The organism is Pseudomonas sp. B3G-3, from assembly GCF_028640915.1.
GTDB classification, from domain to species: domain Bacteria; phylum Pseudomonadota; class Gammaproteobacteria; order Pseudomonadales; family Pseudomonadaceae; genus Aquipseudomonas; species Aquipseudomonas chlororaphis_I.
On the sequence record NZ_JAQZAB010000133.1, the window covers coordinates 43,780 to 61,914 of the forward strand.

The 18,135-nt window shown below is 64.5% G+C and carries 17 protein-coding genes; 4 read left to right on the plus strand and 13 right to left on the minus strand.

The genetic code is table 11. From position 1 onward, the window contains the following. Positions 1-103: 103 nt before the first annotated feature. From ilvD to PVZ80_RS30310, 3 genes are all read right to left on the minus strand, one after another. Complete coding sequence (gene ilvD / locus PVZ80_RS30300) at positions 104-1,945, minus strand: dihydroxy-acid dehydratase (protein WP_028683538.1); 1,842 nt, start codon at positions 1,943-1,945, stop codon at positions 104-106. Positions 1,946-2,308: 363 nt separating this feature from the next. Further along, complete coding sequence (locus tag PVZ80_RS30305) at positions 2,309-2,767, minus strand: REP-associated tyrosine transposase (RefSeq protein WP_273864946.1); 459 nt, start codon at positions 2,765-2,767, stop codon at positions 2,309-2,311. Positions 2,768-2,977: 210 nt separating this feature from the next. Then, complete coding sequence (locus PVZ80_RS30310; protein WP_007921262.1) at positions 2,978-4,174, minus strand: class I SAM-dependent rRNA methyltransferase; 1,197 nt, start codon at positions 4,172-4,174, stop codon at positions 2,978-2,980. A 264-nt stretch (positions 4,175-4,438) separates the two neighbouring features. Here PVZ80_RS30310 and PVZ80_RS30315 point away from each other — a divergent pair, with 264 nt between their 5' ends. Both PVZ80_RS30315 and mutM read left to right on the plus strand, forming a co-directional pair. Beyond that, a complete protein-coding gene (locus PVZ80_RS30315; RefSeq protein WP_164485217.1) occupies positions 4,439-5,251 on the plus strand; it encodes an HDOD domain-containing protein in 813 nt (270 codons plus the stop codon). A 34-nt stretch (positions 5,252-5,285) separates the two neighbouring features. Beyond that, a complete protein-coding gene (mutM, locus tag PVZ80_RS30320; RefSeq protein ID WP_007921258.1) occupies positions 5,286-6,098 on the plus strand; it encodes a bifunctional DNA-formamidopyrimidine glycosylase/DNA-(apurinic or apyrimidinic site) lyase in 813 nt (270 codons plus the stop codon). Between the two features lie 106 nt (positions 6,099-6,204). Here mutM and PVZ80_RS30325 read toward each other — a convergent pair whose 3' ends face one another. The 5 genes from PVZ80_RS30325 to PVZ80_RS30345 form a co-directional block, all read right to left on the minus strand. After that, on the minus strand, positions 6,205-6,456 hold the full coding sequence (locus tag PVZ80_RS30325) for a YfhL family 4Fe-4S dicluster ferredoxin (protein ID WP_007921257.1): 252 nt from the start codon (positions 6,454-6,456) through the stop codon (positions 6,205-6,207). A 158-nt stretch (positions 6,457-6,614) separates the two neighbouring features. Continuing rightward, on the minus strand, positions 6,615-7,094 hold the full coding sequence (gene coaD / locus PVZ80_RS30330) for a pantetheine-phosphate adenylyltransferase (protein WP_003229157.1): 480 nt from the start codon (positions 7,092-7,094) through the stop codon (positions 6,615-6,617). Between the two features lie 115 nt (positions 7,095-7,209). Beyond that, the gene (locus PVZ80_RS30335; protein ID WP_273864947.1) at positions 7,210-8,805 is read right to left on the minus strand and encodes a GMC family oxidoreductase; all 1,596 of its coding nucleotides are present in this window, start codon (positions 8,803-8,805) and stop codon (positions 7,210-7,212) included. A 113-nt stretch (positions 8,806-8,918) separates the two neighbouring features. After that, entirely contained in the window at positions 8,919-9,464 is a 546-nt protein-coding gene (locus PVZ80_RS30340; protein WP_016704831.1) for a hypothetical protein, read from the minus strand. A 27-nt stretch (positions 9,465-9,491) separates the two neighbouring features. Continuing rightward, positions 9,492-10,922: a coniferyl aldehyde dehydrogenase gene (locus tag PVZ80_RS30345; RefSeq protein WP_038636068.1), complete on the minus strand. Its 1,431-nt coding sequence runs from the start codon at positions 10,920-10,922 to the stop codon at positions 9,492-9,494. Positions 10,923-11,067: 145 nt separating this feature from the next. Here PVZ80_RS30345 and PVZ80_RS30350 point away from each other — a divergent pair, with 145 nt between their 5' ends. Both PVZ80_RS30350 and PVZ80_RS30355 read left to right on the plus strand, forming a co-directional pair. After that, positions 11,068-11,739 (plus strand): TetR/AcrR family transcriptional regulator, encoded by a 672-nt coding sequence (locus PVZ80_RS30350; RefSeq protein WP_038575050.1) that lies wholly within the window; start codon positions 11,068-11,070, stop codon positions 11,737-11,739. Positions 11,740-11,778: 39 nt separating this feature from the next. Beyond that, complete coding sequence (locus tag PVZ80_RS30355) at positions 11,779-12,633, plus strand: sulfurtransferase (protein WP_016704833.1); 855 nt, start codon at positions 11,779-11,781, stop codon at positions 12,631-12,633. Positions 12,634-12,755: 122 nt separating this feature from the next. Here the strand turns inward: PVZ80_RS30355 and PVZ80_RS30360 are convergent, their stop codons facing one another. The 5 genes from PVZ80_RS30360 to PVZ80_RS30380 all read right to left on the minus strand — a co-directional run bounded on the left by PVZ80_RS30360 (position 12,756) and on the right by PVZ80_RS30380 (position 18,112). Next, positions 12,756-13,589 carry an AraC family transcriptional regulator gene (locus PVZ80_RS30360; RefSeq protein ID WP_257371983.1) on the minus strand — a complete coding sequence of 278 codons (834 nt, stop codon included), beginning with the start codon at positions 13,587-13,589 and terminating at the stop codon, positions 12,756-12,758. Further along, on the minus strand, positions 13,586-14,590 hold the full coding sequence (locus tag PVZ80_RS30365) for a hydrolase (protein ID WP_110175766.1): 1,005 nt from the start codon (positions 14,588-14,590) through the stop codon (positions 13,586-13,588). The genes PVZ80_RS30360 and PVZ80_RS30365 overlap by 4 nt, the downstream gene beginning before the upstream one ends. A 63-nt stretch (positions 14,591-14,653) precedes the next feature. Next, on the minus strand, positions 14,654-15,274 hold the full coding sequence (gene rsmD / locus PVZ80_RS30370; protein WP_007921224.1) for a 16S rRNA (guanine(966)-N(2))-methyltransferase RsmD: 621 nt from the start codon (positions 15,272-15,274) through the stop codon (positions 14,654-14,656). Further along, positions 15,274-16,764, minus strand: coding sequence for a M16 family metallopeptidase (locus PVZ80_RS30375; RefSeq protein WP_273864948.1), 1,491 nt, complete (start codon positions 16,762-16,764; stop codon positions 15,274-15,276). Before PVZ80_RS30375 ends, rsmD begins: the two co-directional genes overlap by 1 nt. After that, positions 16,757-18,112: a M16 family metallopeptidase gene (locus PVZ80_RS30380; RefSeq protein ID WP_009051328.1), complete on the minus strand. Its 1,356-nt coding sequence runs from the start codon at positions 18,110-18,112 to the stop codon at positions 16,757-16,759. The genes PVZ80_RS30375 and PVZ80_RS30380 overlap by 8 nt, the downstream gene beginning before the upstream one ends. Positions 18,113-18,135: the final 23 nt, after the last annotated feature.

Here is an 18,135-nt window from a genome sequence, read left to right on the forward strand (position 1 = left end):
TCTGTAGGAGCGAGGCTTGCCCGCGATAGGCCTCGCAGAGGCCGATCTCCAGGCAAAAAAATGCCCCGCACTTGGCGGGGCATTTTCATTCAGCGGCAGGCAATCACAGGCCGTCGAGCATTGCCTTGTTGCGCACCGCGCCCTTGTCGGCGCTGGTGGCCAGCAGGGCGTAGGCCTTCAGGGCGGTGGTCACCTTGCGTGGGCGTTTTTCCACCGGCTTCCAGCCTTTCTTGTCCTGCTCCACACGGCGGGCGGCCAGTTCTTCGTCGCTGACCAACAGGTTGATCGAGCGGTTCGGAATGTCGATCAGCACCTTGTCGCCGTCCTGGACCAGGCCGATGGCGCCGCCCGCGGCAGCTTCCGGCGAAGCGTGGCCGATGGACAGGCCCGAGGTACCGCCGGAGAAGCGGCCGTCGGTCAGCAGGGCACAGGCTTTGCCCAGGCCCTTGGACTTCAGGTAGGAGGTCGGGTAGAGCATTTCCTGCATGCCCGGGCCGCCTTTCGGACCTTCGTAGCGAATGATGACGATGTCGCCTTCCTTCACTTCGTCGGCGAGGATGCCGCGTACTGCGCTGTCCTGGCTTTCGAAGATCTTCGCGTTGCCTTCGAAGACGTGGATCGACTCGTCGACGCCGGCGGTCTTCACCACGCAGCCGTCCAAGGCGATGTTGCCGTACAGCACGGCCAGGCCGCCTTCTTTCGAGTAGGCGTGCTCGACGCTGCGAATGCAGCCGTGTTCACGGTCGTCGTCGAGGCTCGGCCAGCGGGTCGACTGGCTGAACGCGGTCTGGGTCGGGATGCCGGCCGGGCCTGCCTTGAAGAAGTGGTGCACCGCTTCGTCGTTGGTCTGGGTGATGTCCCACTTGGCGATGGCTTCTTCCATGCTGCGGCTGTGCACGGTCGGCAGGTCGGTGTGCAGCAGGCCGCCACGGGCCAGGGAACCGAGGATGCTGAAGATGCCGCCGGCGCGGTGCACGTCTTCCATGTGGTACTTCTGGATGTTCGGCGCCACCTTGCACAGCTGCGGCACGCTGCGGGACAGGCGGTCGATGTCGCGCAGGTCGAAGTCGATCTCGGCTTCCTGGGCGGCGGCCAGCAGGTGCAGGATGGTGTTGGTCGAACCGCCCATGGCGATGTCGAGCATCATGGCGTTCTCGAACGCCTTGAAGTTGGCGATGTTGCGCGGCAGCACCGACTCGTCGTTCTCGCCGTAGTAGCGCTTGCACAGCTCGACGATGGTGCGGCCGGCCTGCAGGAACAGCTGCTCGCGGTCGCTGTGGGTGGCCAGGGTCGAACCGTTGCCCGGCAGGGCCAGGCCCAGGGCTTCGGTCAGGCAGTTCATCGAGTTGGCGGTGAACATGCCGGAGCAGGAACCGCAGGTCGGGCAGGCGCTGCGCTCGTACTCGGCGACCTTCTCGTCAGAAGCGCTGGAGTCGGCGGCGATCACCATGGCGTCGACCAGGTCGAGGCCGTGGGAGGCGAGCTTGGTCTTGCCGGCTTCCATCGGGCCGCCGGAGACGAAGATCACCGGGATGTTCAGGCGCAGGGCGGCCATCAGCATGCCGGGGGTGATCTTGTCGCAGTTGGAGATGCAGACGATGGCGTCGGCGCAGTGGGCGTTGACCATGTATTCCACGGAGTCGGCGATGATCTCGCGGCTCGGCAGCGAATACAGCATGCCGTCGTGACCCATGGCGATGCCGTCATCCACGGCGATGGTGTTGAATTCCTTGGCCACGCCGCCGGCGCGTTCGATTTCGCGGGCGACCAGCTGGCCCAGGTCCTTGAGGTGCACGTGGCCCGGTACGAACTGGGTGAAGGAGTTGGCAATGGCGATGATCGGCTTCTTGAAGTCGTCATCTTTCATCCCCGTGGCGCGCCACAGTGCGCGGGCGCCGGCCATGTTGCGGCCGTGGGTGGATGTTTTCGAGCGGTAATCAGGCATGGAGCACTCCGGGCGGCTAATCAGGTAACAAATGGGGAGTGAGCTTCTATTGACCTCTGGAACACTCAGAAATGGCCGTGTGTCCTGAAGCTGCCGATGACGCCGCGGGATCGCCGCGCGCCTCAGCCTGAGCTCATAAACCCGCCGGGGGATGACTGGCGATGAATCTCGCGATTCTACACCGCTGGCGCCAGGAAGGAATGCCGCGAAACGCTGTGGCAGGACGGCTGACCTGAACCTGTAGGAGCGAGCTTGCTCGCGAAGGGCTTCAATGATGACGCGGACATGCAGGATGTGTGCGGCGTCCTTGAGATTTTTCGCGAGCAAGCTCGCTCCTACAGGGGATTCGTGGGGGCCGTAAGGTCAGAGCCAGATGGCATCCCATAGCGGATAGTCACCGATGTGTTGGACCAGCTCGGCGCGCAGCGGGTTGGCGATGATGTAGCGGGCCATGGCTTTCAGGTCTTCGTCACGACGCAGTGCGCGATCGAAATAGCCTTGCTGCCAGACGGGGGCGGAGCTTTCGCGGGTTCGGTTGATGGCTCTGGCGCTACGAGATTTGGTGGCTTGCATCAGCCGCGGCAAATCGCCGTTGTGCAGTTCCACCAGCCAGTGGAAATGGTCGGGCATTACCACCCAGGCTAGCGAGGTTGCTGCGCCTGTTTGTTGGGCATACCTGAGTTCGTTGACTACCCGGCGACCGAGGTGCCAGTCGTGGAAGATGGCTGAACGGTTTCGGGTGACAGCCGTGAGCAGGTAGATACGGCCCGATTCCGAGTAGCGACCGAGGCGCAGGCGATGGGCGTGTGGCGTGTTGGACATTCCGTTGTCCTCTTCGATGGATGGAAGAGCAACGGTAGGTGCTGTGAAGAAGGCTGTCGTAGTGACAATGGGACTGGATGTATCTGTAGGAGCGAGCTTGCTCGCGAAAAAAACATCAGGCACTGCGATTCGGCAGGGCGGGCGCGTTATCGTTGACGTTTTTCGCGAGCAAGCTCGCTCCTACAGGTTTTGTAACGCCTTGTGTAGCGATTAGCTGTTAGGCAGCAGGCGGCAGGTGATGCTCTTGATGTAGCGGGTTTCCGGGATGGCCGGGTGCACCGGGTGGTCCGGGCCCTGGCCGCCGCGTTCCAGCAGCTGGATATTGCGGTCCAGGTGGCGGGCGCTGGTGAGCAGGATGTTCTGCAGGTCGTCTTCCGGCAGATGCATCGAGCACGAAGCGCTGACCAGGATGCCGTCCTTGCTGAGCAGGCGCATGGCCTGTTCGTTCAGGCGGCGGTAGGCGCCTTCGCCGTTCTTCAGGTCTTTCTTGCGTTTGATGAAGGCGGGCGGGTCGGCCACGATCACGTCGAAACGCTCTTCGGCGGCCTTGAGTTCTTTCAGGGCCTCGAATACGTCGCCTTCGATGCAGGTGACTTTCTCGGCGATGCCGTTCAGTGCGGCGTTGCGCTCAACGCCATCGAGGGCGAAGCCCGAGGCATCGACACAGAACACTTCGCTGGCACCGAAGGCGCCGGCCTGCACGCCCCAGCCGCCGATGTAGCTGAACAGGTCCAGCACGCGCTTGCCCTTGGCGTAAGGCGCCAGGCGGGCGCGGTTCATGCGGTGGTCGTAGAACCAGCCGGTTTTCTGGCCTTCCATCACCGGGGCTTCGAACTTCACACCGTTCTCTTCCAGGGCGACCCATTCCGGCACCAGGCCGAACACGGTTTCCACGTAGCGGTTGAGGCCTTCGGCATCACGCGCGGCGGAGTCGTTCTTGAACAGGATGCCGCTGGGCTTGAGCACCTGGACCAGGGCGGCGATCACGTCGTCCTTGTGCTGTTCCATGGTCGCCGACGCCAGCTGCACCACGAGGATGTCGCCGAAACGGTCGACCACCAGGCCCGGCAGCAGGTCGGAGTCGCCGTAGACCAGCCGGTAGAACGGCTTGTCGAACAGGCGCTCGCGCAGCGACAGGGCCACGTTCAGGCGGTGCACCAGCAACGATTTGTCCAGCGCCAGCTTGGCGTCGCGCGACAGCAGGCGGGCGCAGATCAGGTTGTTCGGGCTCATGGCGACGACGCCCAGCGGCTTGCCGCCGGCGGCTTCCAGCACTGCCTGGTCGCCTGCCTTGAAGCCGTGGAGTGGGGTGGCGGCTACATCGATTTCGTTGCTGTAGACCCACAGGTGGCCGGCGCGCAGGCGGCGATCGGCGTTGGCTTTGAGGCGCAGGCTTGGCAGGGACATGACGTCGCTCCGGAAAAAAGAGCGGGAGTATAACGTGTTGCGCTCGCCGAGAGGCTGGCGAGTGGATATGCGGTGACAGGGCAGACCCGCCATGGATATCCCGCGCCTGCCCCGGCGTTGCCCCGAGGCGCCCGTTGTAAAGTTCCTGTCGGGTGGCCATGGGCGCCTTTTAAAGGGTTAGAATCGCCGCCTAGTCCAGAGTGCGTATCTATGTCCCAAGAGCTTTCCGCCGAACAGATTCAACAGGCCCTGCAAGGCATCAGCGTGCCGCCCCAACCGCAAATCATGGTGGATTTGCAGATGGAGCAGTACATGCCCGACCCTGACCTGGAAGTGATCGCGCGGCTGATCTCCCAGGATCCGGGCCTTTCCGGCGCCCTGCTGAAAATCGTCAACTCGCCGTATTACGGGCTGAGCAACAAGATCGCCTCGATCCAGCGCGCGGTGAACCTGCTGGGTAGCCGTTCGATCATCAACCTGATCAACGCGCAGTCGATCAAGGGCGAGATGAGCGACGAAACCATCGTCACCCTCAATCGTTTCTGGGACACCGCCCAGGATGTGGCGATGACCTGCCTGACCCTGGCCAAGCGCACCGGCTCGCAAGCGGTCGACGAAGCCTATGCCCTGGGGCTGTTCCACGATTGCGGCGTGCCGTTGATGCTCAAGCGCTTCCCCGACTACATGACGGTGCTGGAAGAGGCCTACGCCAGCGCGGGCCCCGAGAACCGGGTGGTGGACACGGAAAACCGTGTGTTCAATACCAACCACGCGGTGGTCGGTTACTACACGGCCAAGTCCTGGCGCCTGCCGGAGCACGTGACCAACGCCATCGCCAATCATCACAACGCGCTGGCGATCTTCAGCGACGAGTCTTCGCGCAACAGCCAGCTGAAGAACCTGCTGGCGATCCTGAAAATGGCCGAGCATATCTGCGCGTCCTACCGGGTGCTGGGCAATCAGGTCGATGATCATGAATGGAACAGCATCGGCCATCTGATCCTCGATTACGTCGGCCTGTCCGACTATGACTTCGAGAACCTCAAGGAAACCGTGCGCGAACTGGGCGCGCACTGATTCCCGACCACGTTATAGAGAACACGAGGCGCACATGCCTGAATTACCGGAAGTCGAAACCACCCGGCGCGGTATCGCGCCGCACCTGGAAGGGCAGCGCGTCAGCCGCGTGATCGTGCGCGAGCGGCGTCTGCGCTGGCCGATTCCGGAGGACCTCGATGTGCGCCTGTCCGGCCAGCAGATCGTCAAGGTCGAGCGCCGCGCCAAGTACCTGCTGATCAATGCCGAAGTCGGCACCCTGATCAGTCACCTGGGTATGTCGGGCAACCTGCGCCTGGTGGAAGTCGGCCTGCCGGCGGCCAAGCACGAGCATGTCGATATCGAGCTGGAGTCCGGCCTGGCACTGCGCTACACCGACCCGCGGCGCTTTGGCGCGATGCTCTGGAGCCTCGATCCGCTCAATCACGAGCTGCTGATCCGCCTGGGGCCGGAGCCGCTGACCGACCTGTTCGACGGCGAGCGCCTGTATCAGCTGTCGCGGGGACGTTCGATGGCGGTCAAGCCGTTCATCATGGACAACGCGGTGGTGGTGGGGGTGGGCAATATCTACGCGACCGAAGCGCTGTTCGCCGCCGGCATCGACCCGCGTCGCGAAGCCAAGGGGATTTCCCGGGCGCGCTACCTGAAGCTGGCGATCGAGATCAAACGTATCCTGGCCGCGGCCATCGAGCGCGGTGGCACCACCCTGCGCGACTTTATCGGCGGCGACGGGCAGCCGGGCTATTTCCAGCAGGAACTGTTCGTCTACGGGCGTGGCGGGGAACACTGCAAGGTCTGTGGCACGGGGCTGCGCGAGATCAAGCTGGGGCAGCGTGCGAGCGTGTTCTGCCCTAAATGCCAGAGCTGAAAAGCATCGCGGGCAAGCCTCGCTCCTACAGAAGCAAAACCCTGTAGGGGCGAGCGGGCGGCGATCCGACTTGCCCGCGAAGGCGTCCAGCCAGGCGCTAAATTTCTCAAGCCTTGCCGGTGATCTTCCGGTACTTGGCCATCAACTCTTCTTCGGTCTCCGGGTGGGCCTCGTCCAGCGGGATGCAATCCACCGGGCAGACCTGCTGGCATTGCGGCTCGTCATAGTGGCCGACACATTGGGTGCACAGGTTCGGGTCGATCACGTAGATCTCTTCGCCTTGGGAAATCGCGGCGTTCGGGCACTCGGGTTCGCAGACGTCGCAGTTGATGCAATCGTCGGTGATGATCAGGGACATGGGGCACTCCGGCCGGGGCGGCGGGCCCAGGCATTTGAAAAACCAATGGCGCAATTGTGCCGCATTGGCGAGCGCAGTGCACGCGGGGCTCGATGGGAGGGGCGTTTGCAGGTCGGCTGCGCGGAAGCTGGCGCAGGCCGCGCCAGCTCCCGCGGGGGTTATTTCTTGAAGCGCAGGGTCAGGGCGTCGGCCACGGCCGGATGCACGAACTTGCTGATATCGCCGCCCAATGCCGCGATTTCCCGGACCAGGGTCGAGGAAATGAACGAATAACGTTCAGACGGCGTGAGGAACAGGCTTTCCACGTCCGGCGCCAGTTGGCGGTTCATGTTGGCCAGCTGGAATTCGTATTCGAAGTCCGAAACCGCCCGCAGCCCCCGCAGGAAGACATTGGCGTTCTGCTCCTTGGCGAAATGCGCGAGCAGCGTGGAAAAACCGACGACTTCAACGTTCGGCAGATGCTTGGTGACCTCGCGAGCCAGTTCCACACGCTGTTCCAGGGGAAAAAGCGGGTTTTTCTTCGGGCTGGCGGCGACGGCGATGATCACATGATCGAACAGGCGCGAGGCGCGTTCGACCAGATCGCCATGGCCCTTGGTAATAGGGTCGAAGGTACCTGGGTACAACACTCGGTTCATCGCGTCGTCCTGGCGGGAGTCCGTTGGGGAGTCGGATGGTATCGCAGCCTTTCCGGTCGGCCAAGTCGCCTGTAACGGAAGAAAGCACTATAGACGACGAAAATAAGCGGCGTTTTCACCTGCTTTTCAGCCGTTCGGCCAGGGCCGTGGCCAGTTGCGCGGTCAGGCCGTAGACCGACAATTGCGGATTGGCGCCGATGCTGGTGGGGAACAGCGAACCGTCGTGGATCGACAGATTGGCCAGTTGGTGATGGCGGCCCAGGCTGTCGGCGACAGCGTTTTTCGGGTCTTCGCCCATGGCGCAACCGCCCATCACATGGGCGCTGCCCAGGCGGGTGCGGTACAGCGCAAGGTTCAGGCCGTCGATCAGGGTCCTGGCCTCGGCCAGGGTCTTCACGTAGCGGGCATCGCTGTGCATCGGCATGACCGCCTTGGCGCCGCCGGCGAACTGGATCTGCGCCATGCTGTGAAAGGCCCGGCGCACGCCGTCCCAGGCGTAGTCCGAGACCTGATAGTCGAGCACCGGCGAACCGTCGCCGCGCAGTTCCACGCTGCCGCCGCTGCTGTCCGGGTGAAAACCGTCGCGCAGCAGCGCGAGCATGGCGTGGGTGTGGGGCAGTTGCTGCATGTTCAGGGCGCTTTGCGGGCCGAAACCGCCGAGCAGGGTGGCGGCCAGCGCCGGTTGCAGCGGTGGTACCTCGAGCTTGTAGGACATCTTGCCAGTGGCGCCGTCCTGCCACTGGAAATGATCGGAGTAGATCGACTGCGGCGCACCGTAGAACGGGTTGATCACCTGGTCGAACTGCCCGGCGGAGAAGTTCACCAGGTGCAGGAAGGTGCGTTTGCCCAGGCGTTTGTGCGGATCGGCCGCATCGGAGCGCAGCAGCAGGGCCGGGCTGTTGATGCCGCCACCGGCCAGCACGTAGTGCCGGGCCTTGACCTTGATGGTGCGCCCGGTGGGCGCCACGCAGCGCTCGTCCATGGCCAGGCAGAGCAGGCTCTCGACCTGGTCGCCCTTGATCTGCAAGCGCTCGGCGCGGGCCAGGTACAGCAGCTCGCCGCCTTTCTCCAGGGTCGCGGGAATGGTGGTGACCATCATCGACTGCTTGGCGTTGGTCGGGCAGCCCATGCCGCAATAGCCAAGGTTCCAGCAGCCGCGCACGTTGCGCGGGATCACGTGCCAGCTGTAGCCGAGCTTTTCGCAGCCGATCCTGATCACGTCGTTGTTGGCGTTGGGCGGCATGATCCACGGGGCGACCCCCAGGCGCTGCTCCATTTTTTCGAACCAGGGCGCCATCTCGGCCGGGTTGTGGCCCTTGACGCCGTGCTCCTTGGCCCAGTGCTCCAGGGTCGGCTCGGGAGTACGGAAGCTGGACGTCCAGTTGATCAGGGTGGTGCCGCCGACCGCGCGGCCTTGCAGGATGGTGATGGCGCCATCCTTGCTCATGCGGCCGATGCCTTCCTGATAGAGGCTGGCGTAGGCCTGGTCCTCGAGCATCTTGAAGTCGTCGCTGGTCTTGAGCGGCCCTTCTTCGATCAGCAGCACCTTGTAGCCGGCGGCGCTGAGGATCTCGGCGCTGGTGCCGCCGCCCGCGCCGCTGCCGATGATGGCGACATCCGCTTCGAGGGTCAGGTCCTCCTGCAATTGCGAGCCGTTGTAGGTTTTCCAGCCTCGGGCCAGGCCTTCGCGAAACAGATCGGGTACGGGCATATCAGGCGCTCTCTAGTTGTTCTGTATTTCTGTAGCTGCTGCCGCAGACTGCGATCGACTGCAAAACAAGCCCCTGCGGGGCTTATCGCAGCCTGCGGCAGCGGCTACGGGTGTCAGATCCTGGGCGGCCCGGGATAACCGCAATGGGCCCAGGATTCGGGGCGGCTGTACCAGGCCATCATCACCAGTTGCAGCAGTGACGCGTGGCCCATGCGCAGCAGGCTGAGGGAGCTGTTTTTCCAGCGTTCGAGAAAGTGCCGGATGTCTTCGGCGCTGGCGTTTTCCCAGCTGCCCCAGATGCCGGTCAGGGGGCCGCGGGTGATGCCCATGCCCAGCACGTCGAACAGCTGGCGGGTGAGCTTGAGCATCTCAGGCGACAAGTGGTCGAGGCTGTGATCCAGGCTGTTCAGGGTGGCGTCGAGCGCCGCCGGCAGCTTCTCGGCAGCCACGGCGCCGTCGAGCATGACCGGGATCAGCGCCCGCAGCACCGGCAGGTCACTGCTGCGCAATGCGGTAAAGCCGCTGGCCGCGGTGCCGGACGAGCAGCCGCTGAGGCTGGCGCCGAGGCCGGCGGTGGTCAGGAACGCGCTGGCGCACAGGCCAATTTTCAACAGGCCACGGCGCGACAGTACGGGTGCTGCAGGCAGGCTGGGAGTCATTATCGTTATTACCCGGCAATGGTCTGGTTAGCGGATGAACAGCTTCTGGATCAGCTTCTGGATCGGTTTGCCATAAGGCGGGTAGATCAGTCGCGCGGCATTCAGGCGCTGCTTGCTCAGTACACCCTTGGCTTTGCTGAAGGTCAGGAAACCCTCGTGACCGTGGTAATGGCCCATGCCCGAGTGGCCGATGCCGCCGAACGGCATGTCGTCCTGGGCGACGTGCAGCAGGGTGTCGTTGAGGCAGACCCCGCCCGAGTGGGTTTCGTTGAGTACCCGCTCCTGCTCGGCCTTGTCGTAGCCGAAGTAGTAGAGCGCCAGGGGGCGAGGGCGCTGGTTGATGTAGGCGAAGGCCTGGTCCAGGCCGGTGTAGGGCACGATCGGCAGGATCGGGCCGAAGATCTCGTCCTGCATCACCGTCATGTCGTCGCTGACATTGAGCATCAGGCTGTGGCCCATGCGCCGCTCCTGGTTTTCCTCGAACAGCGGGATCAGCAGCGCGCCCTTGCTGGTGGCGTCGCTGATGTAGCTGTTCAGGCGCGCCAGTTGCCGCGGGTTGATGATCGCCGTGTAGTCGGGGTTGTCGACCAGGGTCGGGAAGAAGCCCCGGACCACCTGGCGATAGGCGTCGACGAAGGCGCCGACGCGGTGTTCCGGGACCAGCACGTAGTCCGGGGCGACGCAGGTCTGGCCGGCGTTCATGGTCTTGCCGAAGGCGATGCGTTCGGCGGCGTCCTTGAGCGGCACGTCGTCGGAAACGATGGCCGGGGATTTGCCGCCCAGCTCCAGGGTCACCGGGGTCAGGTTTTCCGCCGCAGCGCGCATCACGTGCTTGCCGATGCTGGTGGCGCCGGTGAACAGCAGGTGATCGAAAGGCAGCCGGGAGAAGGCCACGCCCACGTCGGCTTCGCCCAGCACCACGGCGACCAGGTCCTCGGGGAACGCCTTGGCCAGCAGGCGCTTGAGCAGCAGGCCGGTGGCGGGGGTCGATTCGCTGAGCTTGAGCAATACCCGGTTGCCGGCGGCGAGCGCGCCGACCAGCGGGCCGATGGCCAGGAACAGCGGGTAGTTCCACGGCACGATCACCCCGACCACGCCCAGCGGCTGGTAGACGACCTTGGCCGAGGCCGGCTGGAAGGCCACGCCGACTTTGCGCCGCGAAGGTTTCATCCAGCCCTTGAGGTGTTTGCTGGCGTAGTGGATACCCTGCAGGCTGGGCATGATTTCGGCGAGCAGGGTTTCGTCGGCGCTGCGATGGCTGAAGTCTTCGCTGATGGCCTCGATCAGGGCCTGGCGTTCGCTGTCGAGCAGGTCGCGCAGGCTCTTGAGCCATTGCTGGCGCTGGGCGGCCGGTGGCATGGGGTTGGCCGCGAAGGCCTGGCGCTGGACAGCGAACAGACGGTGGAGCTCATCCAGCTGCTGGTGGGCTTCCGGCAAGTAGGCGATTTCGGCAGACATGGGCGGCTCCGGTTTTTGTGGGTGGGAGATTTTTAGAGTTTATACTCTAAAATGTCAAATGAGATCCCGGGCCAGCTTTGATTTATCCCATCGGGGATAGGTCGTAAGATGCCGGGCAATGCCTTCTCGATTAAAGCCCACGCTCATGGCCCCACGCATAAAAACCCGCGAACGTATCGTCCAGAACAGCCTGGAGCTGTTCAACCAGCAAGGCGAACGCAGTGTCAGCACCAATCACATTGCCGCCCACATGGAGATTTCGCCGGGCAACCTGTATTACCACTTCCCCAACAAGCAGGCGATTATCGCCGTGCTGTTCTGCGAGTACGAAGCCCTGGTCGACAGCTTCCTGCGCCTGCCCCAGGGCCGCAGCGTGACCGTGGAGGACAAGCGCTATTACCTGCAGGAACTGCTGGCCGCCATGTGGCGCTATCGCTTCCTGCACCGCGACCTGGAACACCTGCTCGACAGCGACGCCGAACTGGCCGCCCGTTACCGGCGTTTCTCCCAGCGCTGCCTGATCCACGGCACGGCGATCTACGAAGGTTTCGTCGAGGCCGGCATCCTGCGGATGGACAAGGTGCAGATCGAGTCCCTGACCCTCAATGCCTGGATCATCCTTACCTCCTGGGTGCGTTTTTTGTGCACCACCCGGGAAAACTCCGCGCACCTGAGCGAAGAAGCCATCAAGCGCGGTGTGTACCAGGTGCTGGTGCTGGAGGCCGGGTTCGTCACCGACCACGCCCGGGAGGCGGTCGACGCGCTATACGACGAGTTTTACGTGCCCCTGGCGCAAGCCCTGGAAGAAGTGCAGTAGGATCTGGATCAAGTCATCGTTCAATTACTGGAGCCCGTCATGCCCATCGCGCAACTGATCAGTCCACAGCAATTGGCCGCTCGCCTGGAGCAGCCCGGGCTGGTGATTCTCGATTGTCGTTTTGCCCTGGAAGACCCGGATTACGGCCAGCGCAGTTATGCCAGCGGGCATCTGGCCGGCGCGCATTTTGCCGACCTGGAGCGTGATCTCAGTGGACGGGTGGTCAAGGGCGTGACCGGGCGCCATCCGCTGCCCGAACCGGCGACGCTGATCGCGCGCCTGCAGGCCTGGGGCATCGACGCCGACAGCGACATCGTGCTCTACGACGACGGCCCCGGTGCCTATGCCGCCCGCGCCTGGTGGCTGCTGGCCTGGCTGGGCAAGCGCGACGGTGTGTTCATCCTCGATGGCGGCCTGAAAGCCTGGCACGCCGCGGGCCTGCCGTTGAGCCTGGATCCGCCGACCAATGTTCTCGGCCATTTCACGGGCCAGCCCGACAAAACCCTGCTGCTGAGTGCCGAGCAGCTGCAAAAACGCCTCGGCCAGCCGACCCTGACCCTGCTCGACGCCCGCGCCCAGCCACGCTTTCGCGGCGAGGTGGAGCCGATCGACCCGGTGGCCGGGCATATCCCCGGCGCGCAATGTGCGGCGTTCACCGACAACCTGGACAGCGACGGCCGTTTCCTGCCGGCCGATCAGCTCAAGAAGCGTTTTGCCGCGAAGCTGGGCGAGCGTGCGCCGACCGAACTGGTGGCGTACTGCGGCTCGGGCGTGACTGCCTGTCACAACCTGTTCGCCCTGTGCCTGGCCGGTTATCCCCTGGGCAAGTTGTATGCCGGCTCCTGGAGCGAATGGATCACCGATCCGCAGCGCGCGGTCGCCACGGGCGACTGAATCCCCTTACCGTAGGAGCGAAGCTGGCTCGCGATCCAGGCGCTGCGTTGTTTCTGCTGGACCGCGTCGCCTGAGACATTTTTCGCGAGCAAGCTTCGCTCCTACAGGGGACAGGTGCTGTTTCAGAGAAACTGGCGGGCGCTGCGGTAGGCTGCCGGCCCCACGCCATAGACCTGCTTGAACTGCCGGCTCAGATGGCTCTGGTCGGCGAACCCCAATTGCGTCGCCACCTCCAGCGGCAGGCAACCGTCGCGCAGCAATGCCCGGGCCTGGGCGATGCGCTGTTGCATCAGCCAGGTGTGCGGCGGCATGCCGGTGGCGCGACGGAATACCCGGGCGAAATGAAACGGCGAGAGATTGACCGCCGCGGCCAGTTCTTCCAGGGACGGCGGGGCGGCCAGCTGCGCTTGCAGCAACTCCTTGGCCTGGACGATCGCCCGGTGTTCCCGTCCGGGTTTGCCCGGCGCCTTGACCCCGGCGTGACGCCGCAGCAGCAAGAGCATCATTTCCCGCCACAGGGTCTGTTGTTGCAGGGCGGTGGCCGGGCTTTCCAGTAATTGATGCAACTGGCAGAAGCCGCTGACCAGATCGGGGTCGCGATACAGCGTGGCGCCGAAGGCCGGCAGGCTGTCAGTGGGCAATTCCAGCTCGCCCAGCATGGCGAGGATTTGCGCGTTGTCCGGATAAAACGCCCGGTACAGCCAGCCGTCCTCGGTGCCTTTGTGGCCGGTGTGCAACTCGTCCGGGTTGATCAGCACCAGGGTGCCGCGCCCCGCCAGGTGCTCGGCGCCGCGATAACGGTAGCGCTGGGCGCCGTCCATGATCATGCCGATCACATAGCCGTCATGCACATGGGGCACGAAGCGATGCTCGATATAACGCGCGGCCAGCAACTCCACGCCGGCCAGGGGTGCGGTTTGCCAGAAACGGATCGATTCGCCCTGGCCGCTGTTCATCGCAGCTCGCCCCCCAGGCCGGACAGCCACTGGGGAATGCGCCGTTCCAGGTAATAACCCGGCGTCTTCACCGAACCCTCGACAAAGCCGACGTGCCCACCCTTGGCCTGCAATTCGAAGTGGGTGCTGCCGGACAGCTCCCGGGCTTCCGGCAGGCTGTGGGGGAATACGAAAGGATCGTCCGCGGCCTGGATGATCAGGGTTGGTGTGCGGATTTCCCCAAGGAAATAGCGGCTGGAGGCACGCCGGTAATAATCCTGGGCATCGGCAAAGCCATTCAGCGGCGCGGTGACCCGGCCGTCGAAGTCCCAGAAGGTGCGCAGCTTTTCCAGCGGCCCGAGCCGCTCCAGCACGGCCAGGCCTTCATGGCGCCCGTCGTGCTGGAACTGGCGCTGCTTGTCCTTGATGTAGGCCAGCATCTCGCGCATGAAATGCGCCTGGTAGACCTTGGAAAAGCCCTGGCCGATGCGGTCGGCGCACTGGTCCAGGCGAAACGGCACCGATACCGCGACGGCGCCTTGCAGCTGGCTGGCGCTGCCGCTTTCCCCCAGGTGCTTGAGCAATACATTGCCGCCCAGCGAGTAGCCCACCGCGAACAGCGGGGCCAGCGGGCGCTTGCTGCGCAGGTGGTCGATGGCGGCGGCCAGGTCTTCGCTGGCGCCCGAGTGGTAGCTGCGTGGCAGCAGGTTCGGCTCGCCCGAGCAGCCGCGCCAGTTCAGCGCCGCGCTGGCCCAGCCCTGGTTCGCCAGGGCCTTTTGCAGGCCGGCCACGTAAGGCGAATTGGAAGAACCGGTCAGGCCGTGCAGCACCAGCACCAGGGGCGCGGTGGCGGTGTGCGGGCCGTGCCAGTCGAGATCGAGAAAGTCGCCGTCGTCGAGCCACAGGCGTTCGCGCTGGCGGTCGAGGTGAGTGGTCTTGCGCCACAGCGGGCCCCACAGGGTTTGCAGGTGCGGGTTGCCGAGGCCGAAGGCGGGAATGAAGCGATCTGACGGAGTAGGCACGGTGATTCTCGTAGCAGCGGTGCGCGTCCCCGGCGGGGCTGCGCACCTTTTCAGGCCAGTGGTTTAACCGGCGATCTCTGCCATACGTTGCCACAAGGCGTAGTACACCTGCCCGGATTTTTGCTCGCGGTGTAGGCGCCAGTTCGCCGGGAGGCCGAGGGTCGACGGCGCGGTTTCACTTTCGGTATAGACCCAGGCGTCGTCGGCCAGCCAGTCGCGTTCTTCCAGCAGGGCGCAGGCGGCCGGCAGCAGGTTCTGATGGAACGGCGGGTCGAGGAACACCAGGTCGAAACGGCTGGCCGGCTGGGTTTCCAGATAACGCAGGGCGTCGGCGGTCTGCACCTGACCGACGGTGCAGCGCAGGGTGCCCAGGTGCTCGCGCAGGCGCGACACGGCCAGGTTGCTGGCATCCAGCGCCTGGCCCATGGCGGCGCCACGGGACAGGGCTTCGAGAAACAGCGCGCCGCTGCCGGCGAACAGGTCGAGCACCTTGGCCCCGGCGACATAAGGCGCCAGCCAGTTGAACAGGGTTTCGCGCACCCGGTCCGGAGTCGGGCGCAGGCCCGGCACATCGGGGAAGCTCAGGCGACGGCTGCGCCACTCGCCGCCGATGATGCGCAGTTGGCCCACACCGTTGTGCTGGTTGTGGACGGGTTTCTTGCTGGGACGCGATGGGCTGGCCATTAGTGCTCCGGAACCCCGAGCGGCTGCTCGGCGGGTTTGTCAGTAGGGGCCGGCAACGGCTTTTGCGGCACGGTCGGACCGGCGGTGACGACGACCATCTTGTCCGCGCTCAGGTGCTTGTTCAGTACATCCCGGACTTGCTCCACCGTCAGGCTCTGGGACTGCTGCATGAAGTCTTCAAGATAGCTCAGCGGCAGGTTGTAGAAGCCGATGGCGCCCAGTTGGCCGACGATGTCGGCGTTGCTGGCGGTGGACAGCGGGAAGCTGCCGGCCAGCTCGCGCTTGGCGTCGTCGAGTTCCTTCTGGGTCGGGCCGGTCTTGAGGTAGTCGGCGAGCACGTCCTGCACCAGCTTGAGGGTGCCCTCGCTCATTTCGGCGCGGGTCTGCAGGTTGATCATGAACGGACCACGGGCCTGCATCGGGCTGAAGCCGGAATAGACGCCGTAGGTCAGGCCGCGCTTCTCGCGCACTTCGCTCATCAGCCGGGTGCCAAAACCACCGCCACCAAGGATCTGGTTGCCCAGGGACAGCGCGGCGTAATCCGGGGCGTCACGATCGATGCCCAGTTGCGCCAGCAGCAGGCTGGTCTGGCTGGACGGGTATTCGATATGGCCGATGCTGGCCTGTGGTTCGGTCGGTTGCGGGATTTTCGCCAGCGCCGGGCCTTTGGGCAGGGCAGAGGAGATCTGTGCGGCAATCGCCTCGGCATCGCTGCGCGACAGGTCGCCCACCAGGGCGATCACCACGTTGCCGGCGGCATAGGCCTTGGCGTGGAACGCCCGCAGCTGGGCCAGGCTGATCGGCGGTACGCTCTGCGCGGTGCCGTCGCTGGAGTGGGCATACGGATGGCTGCCGTACAGGCGGTTCATCAGTTCCAGGCTCGCCAGCTTGCCGGGGTTCTGCTTCTGGTATTCGAAACCGGCGAGCATCTGGTTCTTGATGCGCGCCAGGGAGTCGGCCGGGAAGGTCGGCTTGCCGACGACATCGGCGAACAGTTGCAGGGCCGGCGTGCGCTTGTCCGGTGCGCTCAGGCTGCGCAGGGAGGCGATGGCCATGTCCTTGTAGGCGCCGTTGCCGAAGTCGGCACCCAGGCCTTCGAAACCTTCGGCGATCGCGCCGACATCCTTGCCGGCCACGCCTTCGTTGAGCATGGCGTTGGTCAGCATCGCCAGGCCTGGCGCGTCGCCATCCTGGCTGCTGCCGGCGGCGAAGGTCAGGCGCATGTCGAACATCGGCAGCTCATGGGCTTCGACGAACAGCACCTTGGCGCCTTCGGCGGTGCTCCAGGTCTTGATGTCGAGGCTGCGGTGGTTTGGGGCCTTGCCGTCGAGCTCGGCCAGGGATTGCAGCTTCTGGCTGCTCTTGGCCTTGTCCAGCGCCTGGCTGGCGTTGGATTCGTTCGCCCGCAGCAGATAAAGGCCGGCGGCGGCGATCAGGGCCACGAGTGCCAGGCCGAGCAGGACCGGGCTGGCGCTTTTGCGCTTACTCATGAGCGGACTCCTCAGGCAATACGTGGGCAACGCTCAGGCGTTCGCGAGTGAAATAGGTACGAGCGGCCTTCTGGATGTCTTCAGGGGTCACGCTTTGCAGTTCGGCGAGTTCGGTGTCCATGAGCTTCCAGGACAGGCCGACGGTTTCCAACTGGCCGATGGCGGTGGCCTGGCTGGTGATGGAGTCACGCTCGTAGACCAGGCCGGCGATCACCTGGGCGCGCACGCGCTCCAATTCTTCGGCGGTCGGCGGGGTGGTTTTCAGCTCTTCGAGCAAACGCCACAACCCGGCTTCGGCCTGGGCGATGGTTTTTTTCTTCTGGCTGTTGGGCATGGCCGAAAGCAGGAACAGGCTGTCGCCGCGGGTGTAGGCGTCGAAGCTCGACGAACCGCCGGACACCAGTTCTTCGCCGCGCTCCAGGCGGGTCGGGATGCGGGCGCTGTAGCCGCCGTCGAGCAGCGCAGCGATCAGGCGCAGGGCGTGCACCGAATGCTTGTCTTCGGCAGTGGCGATGCTCGGCACGTTGAAGGCCAGCATCACGCTCGGCAGCTGGGTCTTCACCCGCAGGGTGATCTGCCGCTCGCCGGGCTCGGCCAGCTCCAGGGGAATCTTCGCCGCGGGCACGGCACGCTTGGGAATGGCGCCGAAATAACGTTGGGCCAGGGTTTTGACTTCGTCCGGGGTGACGTCGCCGACCACCACCAGGGTGGCGTTGTTCGGCACATACCAGGACTCGTACCAGTGGCGCAGTTCCTCGACCTTCATCCGGTTGAGGTCGGCCATCCAGCCGATGGTCGGCGTGTGGTAGCCGCTGGCCGGGTAGGCCATCGCCTTGAAGCGTTCGAAGGCCTTGGACATCGGCTTGTCGTCGGTGCGCAGGCGGCGCTCTTCCTTGATCACTTCGATTTCGCGGCTGAACTCGTCCGGCGGCAGGCGCAGGCTGGCCATGCGATCGGCTTCCAGCTCGAAGGCCACGCCCAGGCGGTCACGGGCCAGCACCTGGTAATAGGCGGTGAAGTCGTCGCTGGTGAAGGCGTTCTCTTCGGCGCCCAGGTCGCGCAGGATCAGCGAGGCTTCGCCGGGGCCGACCTTTTCGCTGCCCTTGAACATCATGTGTTCCAGGGCGTGGGACAAACCGGTCTGGCCCGGGGTTTCGTAGCTGGAGCCGACTTTGTACCAGACCTGGGAGACCACGACCGGAGCCCGATGGTCTTCCCGGACCACGACCTTGAGGCCGTTGTCGAGGCTGAATTCGTGGGTGGGTTGTGGATCGGCAGCCAAGGCTGAAAGGGGCAGACAAACCGTACTGAGCAGCAGGCCTGCGGCGCGGCGGGCTAGAGCATTCATTCGTTTTTTAAACCTGTTGGACT